Source organism: Pseudomonas sp. FW306-02-D09B, assembly GCF_058782685.1.
This window is the reverse complement of the sequence record NZ_JBYSXY010000016.1, coordinates 131,201-148,410: the sequence shown is the minus strand read 5'-3', so window position 1 is coordinate 148,410 and position 17,210 is coordinate 131,201. Positions and strand designations below refer to the sequence as shown.

The following is a 17,210-nucleotide window of genomic DNA, read 5'->3' as shown; positions in this document are numbered from 1 at the left end:
ACGCAGGTTTCTTTTTGGTTGGCATACATGCACCTCTTACTCATGTTATGCCCGAACACAAAATTTCTGACACCCCCACGTCATCGCGGGCAAGCCTTGCTCCTACAGGATTGGGGGTGATCACCATTACGTGATCCAACCCCGTACCGTAGGAGCAAAGTTTGCTCGCGATGGCCGCGCTGCGGTGTAACGGCTTACTGCGCGGTAGGGCCCACTTCACGCAACGGCTTGCCACGCACCGGGGCGTCGCCCGCGACGTAGTACTTGGCCTTGCTGCGTGGCAGTGGCTGACGACCACGGATCTTGTCGGCGATTTTCTCGGCGATCATGATCGTTGGCGCGTTCAGGTTACCGGTGGTGATCAGCGGCATGATCGAGGCATCGACCACACGCAGACCCTGCATTCCGTGGACGCGACCCTGGCCATCGACCACGGCCATTTCGTCGGTGCCCATCTTGCACGAGCAGGACGGGTGGAACGCGGTTTCGGCGTGTTCACGGATGAACTTGTCGAGTTGCTCGTCGGTTTGCACTTCGATGCCCGGGCTCAGCTCGCGACCACGGAACGCGTCGAGTGCCGGCTGCTGCATGATTTCACGGGTCAGGCGGATGCCGTCACGGAATTCCTGCCAGTCTTGCTCGGTGGCCATGTAGTTGAACAGGATGCTCGGGTGCTGGCGCGGATCCTTGGATTTGACCTGGATGCGGCCACGGCTTGGCGAACGCATGGAGCCCATGTGCGCCTGGAAACCGTGCTCTTTCACGCCGTTGCTGCCGTTGTAGTTAATCGCCACCGGCAGGAAGTGGTACTGAATGTTCGGCCATTCGAAGTCCGGACGCGTACGGATAAAACCGCCAGCCTCGAACTGGTTGCTGGCGCCGATACCGGTGCCATTGAACAACCACTCGGCACCAATGGCCGGCTGGTTGTACCAGAGCAGCGACGGGTATAGCGAAACCGGCTGGGTGCACGCGTATTGCAGGTACAGCTCCAGGTGGTCCTGCAGGTTCTCGCCGACGCCTGGCAGATCGTGAACCACCGGAATGTCGAGGCTCTTGAGCAGCTTGGCCGGGCCGACGCCGGAGCGTTGGAGGATTTGCGGCGAAGCAATCGCGCCGCTGCACAGCAACACTTCTTTGCGTGCACGGGCTTCAACAGGTTCTTCGGCGCTGCCCACCAGGTAACGTACGCCGATCGCACGCTTGCCTTCGAACAGAATCTTGTCGGTCAGGGCGTGGGTGACGATGTTCAGGGTCGAACGCTTTTTGGCGATGTCCAGGTAGCCGCGCGCGGTGCTGGAGCGACGGCCTTTAGGCGTCACGGTACGGTCCATCGGACCGAAACCTTCCTGCTGGTAGCCGTTCAGGTCGCAGGTTTGCGGGTAACCGGCTTGTACGCCTGCTTCAACCATCGCGTGGAACAGCGGGTTGTTGCCGGCTTTAGGCGTGGTCACGCTGACCGGGCCTTCGCCACCGTGGTAGTCGTTCGGGCCGATGTCGCGGGTTTCCGCTTTGCGGAAATACGGCAGGCAGTCCAGGTAGGTCCAGTCTTCCAGGCCAGGGTTTTTCGCCCAGCCATCGTAGTCCATGGCATTACCGCGGATGTAGCACATGCCGTTGATCAGCGAAGAACCGCCCAGGCCCTTGCCGCGACCGCATTCCATCCGGCGGCCGTCCATGTGTGGCTCCGGATCGGTCTCGTAGGCCCAGTTGTAGCGACGGCCTTGCAGCGGGAACGCCAGTGCCGCAGGCATTTGCGTGCGGAAGTCTAAACGGTAGTCCGGGCCGCCGGCTTCGAGCAGCAGGACGGTGACGCCTGCGTCTTCAGTCAGACGGGTCGCCAGGGTGTTACCGGCAGAGCCGGCCCCGATGATGATGTAGTCGTATTCGTGGGACATTGAATGCACCCTCTTGAATTGTGGTCAGGTCGCGGGTCGCCTGGACGCCGCACAACTGTGGCGAGGGGGCTTGCCCCCGTTCGGCTGCGCAGCAGTCGTAAAGTCAGCGACCGCTTTCTATCTGAAGACTTGCGGTGCCTGGGATGGGGCTGCTTTGCAGCCCAACGGGGGCAAGCCCCCTCGCCACAATGGCGTTCACTCCAGACTTCGCGGGCTTAGAAAACCGAGGCGTAATCGCCCAGCTCGACCTGTACCGATTTGATGCGGGTGAAGTTGTTCAGCGAGCTGATGCCGTTCTCACGGCCCACACCCGACTGCTTGTAGCCGCCGACCGGCATCTTGGCGTCGGACTCGCCCCAGGCGTTGATCCAGCAGATACCGGCTTCCAGTTGATGAATCACGCGGTGAGCGCGGTTCAGATCCTTGGTGACGACGCCAGCAGCCAGGCCGAACTCGGTGTCGTTGGCGCGGCGGATCACTTCTTCTTCGGTTTCGTAAGTGAGGATGCTCATCACCGGGCCAAAGATTTCTTCACGAACGATGGTCATCTCGTCGGTGCAGTCGGTGAACACGGTCGGTGCCACGAAGGCGCCTTTGGCGAATTCGCCCTGGGTCAGACGCTCGCCGCCGCACAGCAGGCGCGCGCCTTCTTCCTTACCTTTGGCGATGTAGCCGAGCACGCTTTCCATGTGGGCGAAGCTGACCAGCGGGCCGAAGTTGGTGTTTTCGTCTTCCGGGTTGCCGACGCGGATGCGCGCAACGCGTTCCACGATCTTGGCTTCGAAAGCGGCTTTCAGGTGGCTCGGTACGAACACGCGAGTGCCGTTGGTGCAGACCTGGCCGGAGCTGTAGAAGTTGGCCATCATCGCGGTGTCGGCGGCGCGATCGAGGTCGGCGTCGTCGAAAATGATCAGCGGGGATTTGCCGCCCAGTTCCATGGTCACGTCTTTCAAGGACGAGCCGGAAGCGCTGGCCATGACCTTCTTGCCGGTGTCGGTGCCGCCGGTGAAGGAGATTTTTTCGATGCGTGGGTGCTCGGTCAGCCAGGTGCCGACTTCACGGCCGCTACCGGTCAGAACGTTGAACACGCCTGCTGGCAGGCCCGCTTCGGTGTAGATCTCAGCCAGTTTCAAGGTGGTCAGGGAAGTGACTTCGCTTGGCTTGAAGATCATCGCGTTACCGGCCGCCAGGGCTGGAGCGGATTTCCACAGGGCGATCTGGATCGGGTAGTTCCACGCGCCGATACCGGCCACGATGCCCAGAGGCTCGCGACGGGTGTAGACGAACGAGGTGGTGCGCAGCGGGATTTGTTCGCCTTCGATGGCTGGCACCAGGCCTGCGTAGTATTCCAGTACGTCAGCGCCGGTAACGATGTCGACGTAGCGGGTTTCGGAGTACGCCTTGCCGGTGTCCAGGGTTTCCAGTGCGGCCAGTTCATCGTTGCGCTCGCGCAGGATTTCTACGGCGCGACGCAGGATGCGCGAACGCTCCATGGCCGTCATCGCGGCCCAGATTTTCTGGCCCTTTTCGGCGCTGACGACAGCGCGCTCAACGTCGGCGAAGGTTGCACGTTGCACTGTGGCGAGAACTTCACCGTTAGCCGGGTTGATGGCTTCGAAGGTGGCGTCGCCGCTGGCGTCGGAGTAACCGCCGTCGATGTAGAGTTTTTGCAGTTCGAAACGGGCCATAGAGTCCTCGCAAGTGCATTTAGTTATTGGCGTCAGCCACTGGACGTGCCGTAAAACCTGGGCACGTTGATCAGTCGCCGTTCAGGGGCCGAGCGGTTATGTGTGCTCTAGCAGCTCCTGTTTAGCCAGTTGGATATCCATATATTCGTAAGCGATTCGTTGCGCCTGCTCGGTGTCGAAAGCGTCTCCCGACAGCGCGCCGCGCAACCACAAACCGTCAATCAGAGCCGCCAGCCCGCGTGCTGCGTTGCGTGCCTGATCAAGCGGCAGCACTCGGCGGAACTCGCAGCACAGGTTGGAATACAGGCGGTGATCGTTGATCCGCTGCAACCTGTGTAAAGACGGTTGGTGCATGCTGGTTGCCCAGAAGGCCAACCAGGTTTTCATTGCCGGGCCATTGACCTGGCTGGCGTCGAAGTTGCCTTCGATAATCACCTGAAGATGAGCCCGCGGGCTGTTATCTCCCAGCGCCAGGCGGCGCGCGGTGACGTTCTCGCTGAGGACGCTCATCAGATACCGCATCGTGGCGGCGATCAGGCCATTCTTGTCCTGAAAATAGTGACTGATGATGCCATTCGAGACACCAGCCAAACGGGCGATCAGCGCAATGCTGGCGTCCCCCATCCCGACTCGATCGACGGCCTGCAATGTGGCTTCGATCAACTGCTGACGGCGGATGGGTTGCATACCGACCTTGGGCATCTTGCACATCTCCTTAGGCCTCCCGGTGGGCGAAAAACGGCTACCGGATTGAGGGCCAGTCTATTTTGTTTTGATTGAACGTTCAATCAACAAAGAATAAGATCTGCGACAAATCGTCGCTGCCTACAGGTTTTTCCTACATGTGGTTGGCGGAAAAACGACATCCGAAAAATGCTCGAAACCCGCACAGGGCATGCTGCGAACCGATTTCAATGGACGCGTTGTATGGGCAGGACGCTCAGGGTCATGCGCTGCGTCATGTACGCGCGCGCGATCTTCGAGGTCGGTTTTCAACACGGCTGCCGCGGTTTCGGGCTTTTTTCGGGGTGTCTTTATATCACCCGCAGGTCGGCTGCCAACTAACCGATTGGTCGGGTACTGCTTTGCCTTGTGTCTTTCTCTCGCACTGCCTGGAGCATCTGTGCAATGAGTTCTGCCTCTCTTATAAAGACCCCACCCGAGAAGGTGACGGTCAACGGTTGGGTGTTCTACACCTCGACCGCATTGATCCTGCTGCTGACCGCCATCCTCATCGCCGCGCCGCAAGAAGCCGGGAGAATGCTGGGGATCGCTCAGGCGTGGTTGTCGCGCAGCTTCGGCTGGTACTACATGGTGGTGATCGCCGCCTATTTGGTATTCGTCGTCGGCCTGGCGTTCTCGTCCTACGGCAAGCTCAAGCTGGGTAGCAAGGACGATACCCCGGACTTCAGCTATGGCGCCTGGGCCGGGATGCTGTTCTCGTCCGGTATCGGTATCTCGCTGCTGTACTTCGGTGCATCCGAACCGCTGGATCACTACTTCAATCCGCCGGAAGGCGCGGCGGGCAGCAACCTGGCAGCGCGTCAGGCAGTACAGCTGACGTTCCTGCATTGGGGGCTGCATGGCTGGGCGATCTACGCCTTGGTCGGTCTGGCCGTGGCGTACTTTGCGTACCGTCATAACCAGCCGCTGGCGTTGCGTTCGGCGCTGTATCCGCTGGTGGGCGAGCGTTGGGTCAAAGGCGCGGCCGGTCATGCGGTGGACGGCTTCGGCATGTTCGTGACCCTGCTGGGTCTGGTGACCAACCTGGGGATTGGCTCGCTGCAAGTGTCGTCGGGTCTCGAGAACCTGTTCGGCATGGCGCACAGCAACACCAACCTGCTGATCGTGATCATCGTGATGAGCACCGTGGCGACCATCGCTGCCGTGTCGGGCGTGGAAAACGGCATCCGTCGTCTGTCCAACCTGAACATCGTGCTGTTCAGCGGCCTGCTGATTTTCGTCCTGCTGTTCGGCCCGACCTTGCACCTGCTTAACGGCTTCGTGCAGAACATTGGCGACTACCTGAACGGTGTGGTGCTGAAAACCTTCGACCTGTACGTGTACGAAGCCGACAACGCCAAATCCGAGCGCTGGTTGGGCCTGTGGACTCTGTTCTATTGGGCCTGGTGGATTTCCTGGGCGCCATTCGTAGGGATGTTCATCGCACGCATTTCCCGCGGTCGTACCGTGCGTGAACTGGTGGCCGGCGTGCTGCTGATTCCGCTGGGCTTCACCTTGGCCTGGTTGTCGATCTTCGGTAACTCGGCGCTGGATCTGGTGATGAACCACGGGGCGGTGGAGCTCGGGAAGACGGCGCTGGAGCAGCCGTCCATGGCGATCTATCAACTGCTTGAGCATTACCCGGCGTCGAAGGTCGTGATCGGCGTGTCGATTTTTGTCGGTTTCGTGTTGTTCCTGACCCCGGCCGACTCTGGCGCGGTGATGATGGCGAACCTGTCCTGCAAGGGCGGCAACGTCGACGAAGACGCCCCGCACTGGCTGCGGATCTTCTGGTCGGTAGTGATCACGCTGGTGACCATCGGCCTGCTGTTCGCCGGTAACTTCGAAGCCATGCAAACCATGGTGGTGCTGGCCGGTCTGCCGTTCTCGGTGGTGCTGGTGTTCTTCATGTTCGGCTTGCACAAGGCCATGCGCCAGGACGTGCAGATCGAGCAGGAACAAGCCGAACTGGCGGCGCGTGGTCGTCGTGGTTTCAGCGAGCGTCTGACCCAGCTGGACCTGCAACCGAGCCAGTCGATCGTTCAGCGCTTCATGGACAAACATGTCAGCCCGGCGCTGGAAGATGCGGCGGCGCAATTGCGTACTCAGGGTCTGGACGTGCAAACGTTGCTGGGTAAAGCCAAGCGTTGCATGGGCGTGCGGATCGAGATGGAAGAGGGCAACCCGTTTGTCTACGAAGTGAGCCTGGACGGCTATCTGGCAGCACCGAGCGAGTCGCCGAACCCGGATGAAGCGCGCACGCGTTACTACCGCGCCGAGGTGTACCTGCACAATGGCAGCCAGGACTACGACTTGATGGGCTTCACTCAGGATCAGATCACCCGTGATGTGCTCGATCAGTTTGAAAGCCATCGGCAGCTCCTGGGCCGTGTCTATAGCTAAGACTTGATAGGGCGCGGTGTTTCTCTCTGAAGCACCGCGTCGTGTTCTTCGCGAGCAAGCCCGCTCCCACATTCGACCGCATGTTTATGATAGAACTCGGTCACCTGTGGGAGCGGGCTTGCTCGCGAAGGGGGCATCAGCGTCGAAGCCCCTTTGCCCGATATCCCGATAAACAAAAACGCCGCGATCCTCTCGCGGCGTTTTTGTGTCTGCTGTCTTACCCCAGGTTCTTGCCGAGCAGCGCGTGGTACAGCTCGCTGTCGCCGAGAATCCCCACCACTTTATTGTTGTCGTGCAGTACCAGCTTGTTGCCGGTCTGATAACGAATCTGCAGCGCGTCGCGCATGCCGATGTTCGAGTCCACCAGCGTTGGGCGACGGCCCAGGCCTTCCACCGCTTGCCCCGGTACCCAGTTCTGCAGGTCCAGGCTGGAACCGTTCTGGCGTGCGCCTTTGATGGTGTTGCCTTCGGCCAGGTCCAGCCACGAATCGCCACCCGGATCCAGGCATACCGAGCCGTTGATGCGTTTGCAGTTGTCCAGCGTGCGCATCAGGCTGCGACCGCACAGTACGTTCAGCGGGTTGGTGTGCGCGACGAAGGTCCGCACATAGTCATCGGCCGGGTTGAGGACGATTTCTTCCGGCTTGCTGTACTGGATGATCCGGCCGTCTTTCATGATTGCGATGCGGCTGCCGAGTTTCAGCGCTTCATCGAGATCGTGACTTACAAAGACGATGGTCTTGTGCAGCTTGCGTTGCAGTTCCAGCAGTTCATCTTGCAGACCCTGGCGAATCAGCGGGTCGAGTGCCGAGAAGGGTTCGTCCATCAGCAGGATGTCGGCGTCCATCGCCAGCGCGCGGGCCAGGCCCACACGTTGCTGCATACCGCCGGAAAGTTCGTCGGGCTTCTTGTTGCGCCATTGGGTCAGGCCCACCAGTTCGAGCTTTTCATCGACCAGCTGGCGACGTTCCTTCTCGGGACGACCCTGCATTTCGAGGCCGAAGCTGATGTTCTCGCGCACCGTCAGCCAAGGCATCAGGGCGAACTTCTGGAACACCATGGCGATGCGTTTGGTGCGCATCATTTTCAGCTCGGCCGGGGTGCAGGAGGCGATGTCGATCTGGCGGCCTTCATGCTCGACGAACAGCTTGCCACGGCTGACCGTGTTCAAGCCGTTGATGCAGCGCAGCAAGCTGGATTTGCCGGAGCCGGAGAGGCCCATCAGCACGCAGATTTCACCTTTCTCGATGTCCAGGCTGGCTTTTTCAACGCCAACGATTTGCCCGGTTTTCTTCAGGATCTGGTCGCGGGTCATGCCCTGATCCAGCAGCTTGAGGGCCTCGCGTGGATCCTTGGAGAAGATAACGTCGACGTTATCGAAGCGAATTATGCTCATGCGTCACCCCCTACTTTGGCGTCGGGTTGTTTGCAGATACGGTCGAGCATGATCGCCAGCAGTACGATCGCCAACCCGGCTTCGAAGCCCAGGGCGATATCGGCAGTGTTCAGTGCGTTGACCACGGGTTTGCCCAGGCCATCGGCGCCCACCAGTGCCGCGATCACCACCATCGACAACGACAGCATGATGCACTGGGTGATACCGGCTGCGATGCTTGGCATCGCGTGGGGCAGTTCAATACGCGAGAGCAGCTGACGACGCGAGCAGCCAAAGGCCTTGCCGGCGTCCATCAGTTCTTGCGGCACATCGCGGATGCCCAGGTAGGTCAGACGAATAGGCGCGGCAATCGCGAACACTACCGTTGAAATCAGACCCGGGACCACACCCAGACCGAACAGGGTCAGGGTAGGAATGAGGTACACGAACGTCGGTACGGTCTGCATCAGATCGAGCACCGGACGCATCATCGTGTAGAACATCGGTTTGTGCGCGGCGACGATGCCCAACGGCACGCCAATGATCACGCAGACAAAGGTAGCGAACAGCACCTGGGCGAGGGTTTCCATGGTTTCCTGCCAGTAACCCAGATTGAGGATCAGCAGGAAGGAGGCGATCACGAAAGCGGTCAGGCCCCATTTGCGTTGGATGAAGTGAGCCAGCAATGCGATCAATCCGATCAGTGCCAGCGGGTTGAACCAGGTCAGCGCAAACGTCACGCCGTGGATCATCGTTTCCAGTGTCGTGGCGATCGCATCGAATGTGCTGGCGCCGTGTTGCGTCAACCATTCAACGAAGGCAGCGATGTACTGGCCTAAAGGGATTTTCTGATCAATCAGCATGGTAGTGAACGTCCGCATGCAAGGAAAAAAACAGCCAGGCGGGCGAACCCGCCCGGCATCACCGATCTTACTGTTTCAAGGGCTCGGCAAGCTTGGCTTTCACGGCTTCCAGGCCAGGTTTACCGTCAATGGTGGTCACGCCAGCGAGCCAGGTATCGAGTACCTGTGGGTTCTTTTTCAGCCAGGCCTTGGCAGCTGCTTCAGGTTTCATCTTGTCGTCCAGGATGTTGCCCATCAGCGAGCTTTCCATGTCTACGGTGAACTCCAGATTCTTCAGCAACTGGCCAACGTTGCTGCATTCCTGGGTGTAGCCCTTGCGGGTGTTGGTCAGGACTGTCGCCGCACCGAAATCCGGGCCGAAATAATCATCGCCGCCGGTGAGGTACTGGATCTTGAAGCGCTTGTTCATCGGGTGCGGTGCCCAGCCCAGGAACACCACGGCGGTATCGCGCTTCTGAGCGCGGTCGACTTGCGAGAGCATGCCGGCTTCGCTGGACTCGACCACTTTGAAACCAGCGTCTTTGAGGCCGAAGGCGTTCTTGTCGATCATACTCTGGATCAGGCGGTTGCCATCGTTACCCGGCTCGATGCCATAGATTTTGCCGTCGAGTTCTTTCTTGAATTTGGTTATATCGGCGAAGTCATGCAGGCCTTTGTCGTAAAGCGCTTGCGGTACCGCCAGGGTGTACTTGGCGCCCTTGAGGTTAGTGCGCACGGTTTCCACGGTGCCGGCATCACGGTAGGCCTTGATGTCGTTTTCCATGGTCGGCATCCAGTTGCCGAGGAACACATCCATGTTCTTGCCGTCGGCCAGGGACTTGTAGGTCACCGGCACGGAAATCATGGTGGTCTTGGTCTTGTAGCCCAGCGCGTCGAGCACGACGCTGGTGGTCGCGGTTGTGGCGGTGATGTCGGTCCAGCCGACATCGGAGAAGTTTACGGTGCTGCACTGCGCCGGTTCTGCGGCATGAGCCAGAAGCGGCAGACTCAGCATCGCGGCCAACAACAACGACGGGGAACCTATTTTCATGGGTGGACTCCTGAGTGTTTTTTTTGGCGGTGTTCTGACCGCACTTATGAGTGTTGCGGTTGGTCGGCGTATGGAGACTGCTCTACCACAGCGCCGTGCAATCGAGTCGAGACTGATCATGGACCAGTGAAATTCTGACGCCTACAGGGTGCGTCGTATCCAGTACAGGGATGGTCGCATCCAGTGTCGGTGAGGTCGTTTACAGCTTTATTCAGCGCTTTTTAGTCCTCTGAACTGTAAAAAAACGGCCAAAACATGCCGTCTGCGGCCAGCGGCGTTGGTGAGCATGGGTACGTCGGTGTGAGACGTCGAACGACATCGCAAAAGCCCGATGATGCGGTTATCTCGGCGGATCGCAGCTTGAGCGTAGCAGCTCCGTCACCGGGTGCTTTGACACCTGGAATCTGCTCATCGAGGAGTCTCGCAAGTCATGGCTATCAGTGTTTTCGACCTGTTCAAAATCGGTATTGGCCCCTCTAGTTCGCACACGGTGGGGCCTATGCGCGCTGCGGCGTTGTTCGTCGAATCGTTGCGCGAGAAGGGGCTTCTGGAGCAGGTGCACCGGATTGAAGTCCAGCTGTTCGGTTCGTTGTCGGCTACTGGCATCGGTCACGGCAGCGACAATGCGGTGATCATGGGCTTGATGGGCGAATGGCCGGATGCGATTGACCCGTCGCAAATCGGCATTCGCATCGACACCTTGCGTGAAACCCATACCCTGTTGCTCGACGGTCGCTTGCCGGTGCCCTTCATCTGGGCACGGGACATGCGCCTGATCGATGAGAACCTGCCATTCCATCCCAATGCGATGACCCTGGTGGCTGAAGGCGAAAACGCTGAGTTGCACCGCGACACCTACTATTCAGTCGGCGGTGGCTTTGTCGTTGATGAGGCGCAGGCTTCAAGCGGCGTGGTCGACCTGGACAGCACCGTATTGCCTTACGATTTTTCCAGCGCAGCGGAGCTGCTTGCCCTGTGCAAGAAACACAACTTGCGCGTCGCCGAGTTGATGATGGCGAACGAAAAGGTCTGGCGTTCGGAAGAGGAAATCCGCAGCGGCCTGATGAAACTCTGGCGTGCCATGCAGGACTGCGTCGAGCAGGGCCTCAAGCACGAAGGCATCTTGCCTGGTGGCCTGAATGTGCGCCGCCGTGCCGCTAAATTGCATCGCAGCCTGCAAGAGCTGAACAAGCCCAATGTGATCGGCTCGACCTTGAGCGCCATGGAGTGGGTCAACCTGTTCGCCCTCGCGGTTAACGAAGAAAATGCGGCAGGCGGGCGGATGGTCACGGCACCGACCAACGGTGCGGCGGGAATCATCCCGGCGGTGTTGCACTACTTCATGAAGTTCAGCGAGGCGGTGACGGACGCTAATGTCGTCGACTATTTCCTCGGTGCAGCAGCGGTCGGGATCCTGTGTAAAAAGAACGCCTCGATTTCCGGCGCTGAAGTCGGCTGCCAGGGCGAAGTCGGATCGGCTTGCGCGATGGCGGCGGCCGGGTTGGCGGAGATTCTTGGGGCGACGCCGGAGCAACTCTGCAACGCGGCGGAAATCGGTCTGGAGCATAACCTTGGCCTGACGTGCGATCCGGTCGGCGGGCTGGTGCAGGTGCCGTGCATCGAGCGCAACGCGATTGCCGCGGTGAAGGCGATCAATGCTGCACAAATGGCCTTGCGCGGCGACGGTCAGCACTTCATCTCGCTGGACCGGGTGATCCGCACCATGCGCGATACCGGCGCCGACATGCACGATAAATATAAAGAGACATCACGCGGTGGGTTGGCGGTCAGCGCGGTTGAGTGCTGAGACCGCGTCAACTTCTTCGCGAGCAAGCCCGCTCCCACAGGACCGTGGACACACCGAAGATCAAATGTGGGAGCGGGCTTGCTCGCGAAGGGGGCAGACCAGTCAAAACTGCGCGCTAAGTGAACACTGATCCAACTGGCGCCACCTTTTAGCGCGTCGCAAATAGGCAACAAAAATCTCCTGCGGTCAGACGTCATTCCGGGCGCTGACCGCTCGTCACCTGTGCTTGGGGTGACACTCTTTCCCGGCACTTTTGATGCGCTTCCCAAAAGTGCTACCGATTTGCTCACACCCCGCGGGGTAGGGCATCTGCCAGCCTGATAACCCTTGCGCATCGACTGAGCTCTATAGACACATATAGACACATCGCGACGTCGTTTTCAGGAGTTATTGAATGAGCATTCAATTTTAGGCATGGCAATTGCTCTGTCATAACAAAGCCCCGTCTCACGCAAGAGAACGATGGCCATAACAAGAGCCTCCGCCTGAGGCCATCACCCGCTTTGTGTGAGGAGATACCGCGATGACGTCGTTCAACTCCGGGGCGCAACCCCAGAACCGTGCGCCTCAATCCATCGGCTTTTTGCTGCTGGACAATTTCACGCTGATTTCTCTGGCCTCTGCAGTAGAACCCCTGCGCATGGCCAACCAATTGTCCGGTCGCGAGTTGTATCGCTGGAGCACGCTCACCGTTGACGGCGGCCAGGTCTGGGCCAGTGACGGCCTGCAAATCACCCCTGACGCCTCCATGCACAAAGCCCCGCCCCTGGACACCGTGATTGTCTGTGGCGGCATCGGCATTCAACGCACGGTGACCCGTGAACACGTGTCGTGGCTGCAAAGCCAGGCCCGTCAGTCGCGCCGTCTCGGTGCGGTCTGCACCGGTAGTTGGGCCCTGGCCTGCGCCGGTCTGCTGGACGGTTTCGATTGCAGCGTGCACTGGGAATGTCTGGCGTCGATGCAGGAAGCTTTCCCACGGGTGGCGATGAGCACTCGCTTGTTCACCCTCGACCGTAACCGGTTCACCAGCTCTGGCGGCACCGCGCCACTGGACATGATGCTGCACCTGATCAGCCGCGACCACGGCCGCGAACTGTCGGCGGCGATCTCGGAAATGTTTGTCTACGAGCGCATTCGCAACGAACAGGATCACCAGCGCGTGCCGCTCAAGCACATGCTGGGCACCAATCAGCCGAAGTTGCAGGAAATCGTCGCGCTGATGGAAGCCAACCTTGAAGAGCCGATCGACCTCGATGAATTGGCGGTGTACGTCGCGGTATCACGTCGTCAGCTGGAGCGGCTGTTCCAGAAATACCTGCACTGCTCGCCGTCGCGCTACTACCTCAAGCTGCGGCTGATCCGCGCCCGGCAATTGCTCAAGCAAACGCCGATGTCGATCATCGAAGTGGCCTCGGTCTGCGGCTTCGTGTCGACCCCGCACTTCTCCAAGTGCTACCGCGAATACTTCGGCATTCCTCCGCGTGACGAACGCGTCGGTTCCAACACCACCCAACAGGTGGCAATGATGCCGATCCCGCAGGCACTGGTGCTGGCGCCGTTGTCCGGGCCGATGTCGGCGTTGAGTCAGGCGCGTAACGAGTCGACTTTCGCTAGCGTAAGGCTCTAACTGAGCGCGCTTTTGTGGCGAGGGAGCTTGCTCCCGCTGGGCTGCGTAGCAGCCCCAAATCGAAGAACGCGCAATGTCAGTCAAACGCGTTTACCGGATTTGCGACCGCTTTGCGGTCGAGCGGGAGCAAGCTCCCTCGCCACAGAGAGTGATCAGGCGCTACGGCTCTGCTGGTACAGCGCCAATGCCGGCAGCAGTTGCTTGTCGATCGCCTGGCGCACGGCGGGCAGAATAGTCGCGCTGCTGGTGTACATATCCTTGACCATTTTGCGCAGCTCATAGGCTCGCGTGTCATCCAGACCACGTACCGCGCATTCACAGGCCTGCTCTGCAGTGGCTCCCATCGGGACTTCAAATCCGCGTGCCTTGAGCTGGCCCAACAGGTCTTCCTGGTCAATCAAATCAGCGTGCATCATGACGCAATCCTTCTTCAGGGAACGGTGTCGTGGTTCGATTCTGGTAGCGGTGATGGGGCGGGGCAAGGACGATTTGTCGCAATGGCCGCAATACCTATGAACAGGTCGTTTTCGACTAACTTGCGTGAGTGGGGAGTAGGCACACTGGATTCAGCTGGCTTCACGAAGGTTTGGTCACCCTCGCGCAACAGCTCCTCAACAGTAACTTCTGCCTCGATCCTGTCACGGCTTGATCGGGGCTTTTTTTTGTCTGTGATTGGGAGAGATGAGGTGTCTGAACCGACGCATTCGCGAGCAAGCCCGCTCCCACATTGGATCTGCGTCGTACACAAATAATGTGTCCACTGAAGATCAAGTGTGGGAGCGGGCTTGCTCGCGAAGAACGATGACGCGGTCTAACGTTGCAATACCAAAATGCGCGACAGCAATTCATCGCGATCGATGTAGCAGCCCTGAAAATGCCGGGCACCGCTGGTGGGGTCGAAAGCGTTGCGGGCATGCAGGGTTCGGCGGTTGTCGAAGCACCACATTTCACCGGGATTGAGCCGGGTGATAAGCCGGAAACGCGCTTCGCGGGTCATGGCGATAAAGCGTCGATAGGCCCGATACAGCTTGGGCATCTGCTCGACCGAAGCATCGAACGGCCCCCGCAGGAAATTCGCCATGCGGATTTCCGACACCTGTCCCAGCGTATCGAGGGCGATGATCGGCGCCAGGCAGCGGTAGTCGCTGTGGCGGTCCTTGTTGCGAAACTCCACGGGGATCTCGCACAGCGCACGGAAGGCCTCGGGGTCTTCCTGACGCAAGGCGTCGGCAATGGCAAAGCCGTCGACAAAAATGCTCTCGCCACCGTCCGCGTCATTGACCAGGCAATGCAGAAATTGCAGCCCCGGTTGCAACTCGCGCGTCGGCAGGTCGCTGTGCAGCGGCAGGTTGAATGCGGTGTAAGCGTTGCTGTCGGCGTCGGCCTTGGATTGCACGTTGAACAGCACACCGAAATTGCTCTCGCGGATAAACGAAATCCGCTTGGCAATGTGCGTCAGCGAGCCGGGTTCGGTGGGGACGCCGCGTACTTGGGTCAGGCCGATATCGCGCAGTGCCAGAAGCCATTGCAGCAGCGTCTTGGGATCGTCCATGACCGCCTGATAGTCGAACACCGGCAGCTTCAGTTGGTTGTTCCACAACCGGCTTTTAGGTTTGCCGGCGCTGCGCTCGGCGCGGGATTCGTCGTCATAGGCGTGAGCACGTAACCAGCCGGGATCGAAGCGGCTGGTATGGCCGTCCAGCCAGTCGATAGACAGACAGCCCTGAGCATCCACTTGGGCCACGACGGGGTACAGATCTTCAGCGACATCGACGATTTCCAGCACCTGTTCACGGGTCACGGCATACACGCAAACCGGGCACGGACAGTTGTCGCGCAACCATTGATGATGAAAAGGACTGACCCGGCCATCGGCCCACTTCACCAGCACGTGATCCGCCAGGGTTTGCACGGTGGTCAATGCACTGATCAAAGGGTAACTGCGGAAGTCGGCAACAGCGGCGGCGGTGTTCATGCGAGCTCCTTGTTTTGATTGTTATTTTTCCGGCGGTAAGGCGATCACGCGGCCAATATAGGCAGGGGTGGGCAGGTCCGATTGCAATGCGGTCATGGCCCGCAGTTTGTTCAGTACCGACTCGCTGAACGGTGCCGAGCGCGGCCCCGCTAGGTCGACGTGCAGCAGCATTTGTTCGTTGCCCGCCAGTTCCTCCTCTTCGCCGACCAGATGAAGGCTGTGATAGAGGTGCAGGCGTTTACGGTCGTGACCGATGATCTGGGTGTGAACCTCGACCTCGGCGCCGAGCTTCACTTCATGCAGGTAGTTGAGGTGCAGTTCGAGGGTGAACAGCGAGTTGCCGCTGGCTTCGCGGTTGTTGCTGTCCATGCCCAATTGATCCATCAGCGCATCGGTGGCATAGCTGAAAATCAGCAGGTAAAACGCATCGCGCAGATGGCCGTTGTAGTCGACCCAGTCGGGGATGATTTTGGTGGTATAGGTAGTTAGGGCTGGCATGGTGCCGCTCCACAAATGTTCATGGGTTAACACATGTGGCGAGGGAGCTTGCTCCCGCTGGACTGCGTAGCAGTCTCAAAACCTGCAGTTGCGTTCTATCAGATAAAACGCTTTTACCGGTTTTTACGACCGCTTCGCGGCCGAGCGGGAGCAAGCTCCCTCGCCACAGGGTTTTGCGCTTACTCGCTGAAGGTCATGCCATGTTTGGCCTTGGTGGTCTTCACCGCCTCCAGCACCGCCAGCAAGCAATCATCACGATAGCGTTCCAGCGCTGAAATGCTGTGTTTGCCCAGTTGATCGCTGGTGCCGTCGACCACGTCGTCGATCAGCTTGTCGGTCAACTCCGGTGCGGGCAGGTAAGTCCATGGCAGTTGCAACGCCGGACCGAATTGCGCCATGAAGTGCCGCATACCGGCATCGCCACCGGCCAGGGTGTAGGTCAGGAACGTGCCCATGAACGACCAGCGCAGCCCGGCGCCAAACCGAATCGCATCGTCGATTTCACCGGTGGTTGCCACGCCGTCGTTGACCAGGTGCAGTGCCTCGCGCCACAGCGCTTCGAGCAGACGGTCAGCGATAAAGCCCGGTACTTCCTTGCGCACATGCAGCGGGCGCATGCCCAGCGATTCGTAGACTTTCATCGCTGCCTGCACCGCTTCTGGCGCAGTGTTCTTGCCACCGACCACTTCCACCAGTGGCAGCAGATAAACCGGGTTGAACGGATGGCCGACCACGCAACGTTCCGGGTGGGTCGAGCCCTCGTAGAACTCGCTCGGCAACAGCCCTGAAGTGCTGGAACCGATCAGTGCATTGGGCTTGGCCGCCGCGCTGATTTTGCTGTGCAGTTCGAGCTTCAGTTCAAGGCGTTCCGGGGCGCTTTCCTGGATGAAGTCGGCATCCCGCACGCACTCTTCGATGGTTGCGACAAAGCGCAGGCGATCTTGCGAAGCGCCGGGTGCCAGGCCCTGTTTCTCCAGCGCACCCCAGGCATTGGCGACACGTTTGCGCAGCGCGGCTTCGGCGCCGGGCGCCGGGTCCCAGGCCACCACGTCCAGGCCATGGGCGAGGGCGCGGGATACCCAGCCGCTGCCGATGACACCACTGCCCAGCGCGGCGAATGTTTTGATTTCGGTGATAAAGCTCATGGTGACGTCCTAAAGAAAATCGGTGATCCAATGTGGGAGCGGGCTCTTGTGGCGAGGGGGCTTGCCCCCGTTGGGTCGCGAAGCGGCCCCAAAACCTGAAACCGCGGTGTGTCAGGCACACCGCATGCAAAGTTTTACGACTGCTTCGCAGCCGAACGGGGGCAAGCCCCCTCACCAC

At 59.6% G+C, this 17,210-nt stretch carries 13 protein-coding genes; 3 read left to right on the top strand and 10 right to left on the bottom strand.

The window, feature by feature from the left end:
* Positions 1 to 194 precede the first annotated feature (194 nt).
* The 3 genes from betA to betI all read right to left on the bottom strand — a co-directional run bounded on the left by betA (position 195) and on the right by betI (position 4,288).
* Positions 195 to 1,898: a choline dehydrogenase gene (betA, locus tag AC3WK5_RS23705; protein ID WP_103320256.1), complete on the bottom strand. Its 1,704-nt coding sequence runs from the start codon at positions 1,896 to 1,898 to the stop codon at positions 195 to 197.
* A gap of 215 nt (positions 1,899 to 2,113) precedes the next feature.
* On the bottom strand, positions 2,114 to 3,586 hold the full coding sequence (gene betB / locus AC3WK5_RS23700; RefSeq protein ID WP_103320258.1) for a betaine-aldehyde dehydrogenase: 1,473 nt from the start codon (positions 3,584 to 3,586) through the stop codon (positions 2,114 to 2,116).
* 96 nt (positions 3,587 to 3,682) lie between these two features.
* Positions 3,683 to 4,288: a transcriptional regulator BetI gene (gene betI / locus AC3WK5_RS23695; RefSeq protein ID WP_054594393.1), complete on the bottom strand. Its 606-nt coding sequence runs from the start codon at positions 4,286 to 4,288 to the stop codon at positions 3,683 to 3,685.
* Between the two features lie 483 nt (positions 4,289 to 4,771).
* On the opposite strand from betI, the gene AC3WK5_RS23690 reads away from it, so the two are divergent.
* Positions 4,772 to 6,712 carry a BCCT family transporter gene (locus AC3WK5_RS23690; RefSeq protein WP_256585331.1) on the top strand — a complete coding sequence of 647 codons (1,941 nt, stop codon included), beginning with the start codon at positions 4,772 to 4,774 and terminating at the stop codon, positions 6,710 to 6,712.
* Positions 6,713 to 6,929: 217 nt separating this feature from the next.
* On the opposite strand, the gene choV is transcribed toward AC3WK5_RS23690, so the two are convergent.
* The 3 genes from choV to AC3WK5_RS23675 all read right to left on the bottom strand — a co-directional run bounded on the left by choV (position 6,930) and on the right by AC3WK5_RS23675 (position 9,980).
* Positions 6,930 to 8,108, bottom strand: a complete 1,179-nt coding sequence (gene choV / locus AC3WK5_RS23685; protein ID WP_054594391.1) for a choline ABC transporter ATP-binding protein — start codon at positions 8,106 to 8,108, stop codon at positions 6,930 to 6,932.
* Complete coding sequence (choW, locus tag AC3WK5_RS23680; RefSeq protein ID WP_054594390.1) at positions 8,105 to 8,950, bottom strand: choline ABC transporter permease subunit; 846 nt, start codon at positions 8,948 to 8,950, stop codon at positions 8,105 to 8,107. The genes choV and choW overlap by 4 nt, the downstream gene beginning before the upstream one ends.
* A gap of 67 nt (positions 8,951 to 9,017) precedes the next feature.
* The gene (locus AC3WK5_RS23675; RefSeq protein WP_103320262.1) at positions 9,018 to 9,980 is read right to left on the bottom strand and encodes a choline ABC transporter substrate-binding protein; all 963 of its coding nucleotides are present in this window, start codon (positions 9,978 to 9,980) and stop codon (positions 9,018 to 9,020) included.
* Positions 9,981 to 10,410: 430 nt separating this feature from the next.
* Here AC3WK5_RS23675 and AC3WK5_RS23670 point away from each other — a divergent pair, with 430 nt between their 5' ends.
* Together AC3WK5_RS23670 and gbdR are read left to right on the top strand one after the other, a co-directional pair.
* Entirely contained in the window at positions 10,411 to 11,787 is a 1,377-nt protein-coding gene (locus AC3WK5_RS23670) for an L-serine ammonia-lyase (RefSeq protein ID WP_054594389.1), read from the top strand.
* A 523-nt stretch (positions 11,788 to 12,310) separates the two neighbouring features.
* On the top strand, positions 12,311 to 13,414 hold the full coding sequence (gbdR, locus tag AC3WK5_RS23665; protein WP_054594388.1) for a choline metabolism transcriptional regulator GbdR: 1,104 nt from the start codon (positions 12,311 to 12,313) through the stop codon (positions 13,412 to 13,414).
* A gap of 152 nt (positions 13,415 to 13,566) precedes the next feature.
* Here gbdR and AC3WK5_RS23660 read toward each other — a convergent pair whose 3' ends face one another.
* The 4 genes from AC3WK5_RS23660 to AC3WK5_RS23645 form a co-directional block, all read right to left on the bottom strand.
* Entirely contained in the window at positions 13,567 to 13,830 is a 264-nt protein-coding gene (locus tag AC3WK5_RS23660; protein ID WP_019694012.1) for a hypothetical protein, read from the bottom strand.
* A gap of 395 nt (positions 13,831 to 14,225) precedes the next feature.
* A complete protein-coding gene (locus AC3WK5_RS23655) occupies positions 14,226 to 15,389 on the bottom strand; it encodes a gamma-butyrobetaine dioxygenase (RefSeq protein ID WP_103320264.1) in 1,164 nt (387 codons plus the stop codon).
* A 21-nt stretch (positions 15,390 to 15,410) separates the two neighbouring features.
* On the bottom strand, positions 15,411 to 15,887 hold the full coding sequence (locus AC3WK5_RS23650; RefSeq protein ID WP_103320266.1) for a thioesterase family protein: 477 nt from the start codon (positions 15,885 to 15,887) through the stop codon (positions 15,411 to 15,413).
* A 179-nt stretch (positions 15,888 to 16,066) separates the two neighbouring features.
* Complete coding sequence (locus tag AC3WK5_RS23645; RefSeq protein ID WP_103320268.1) at positions 16,067 to 17,032, bottom strand: L-carnitine dehydrogenase; 966 nt, start codon at positions 17,030 to 17,032, stop codon at positions 16,067 to 16,069.
* Positions 17,033 to 17,210 lie beyond the last annotated feature (178 nt).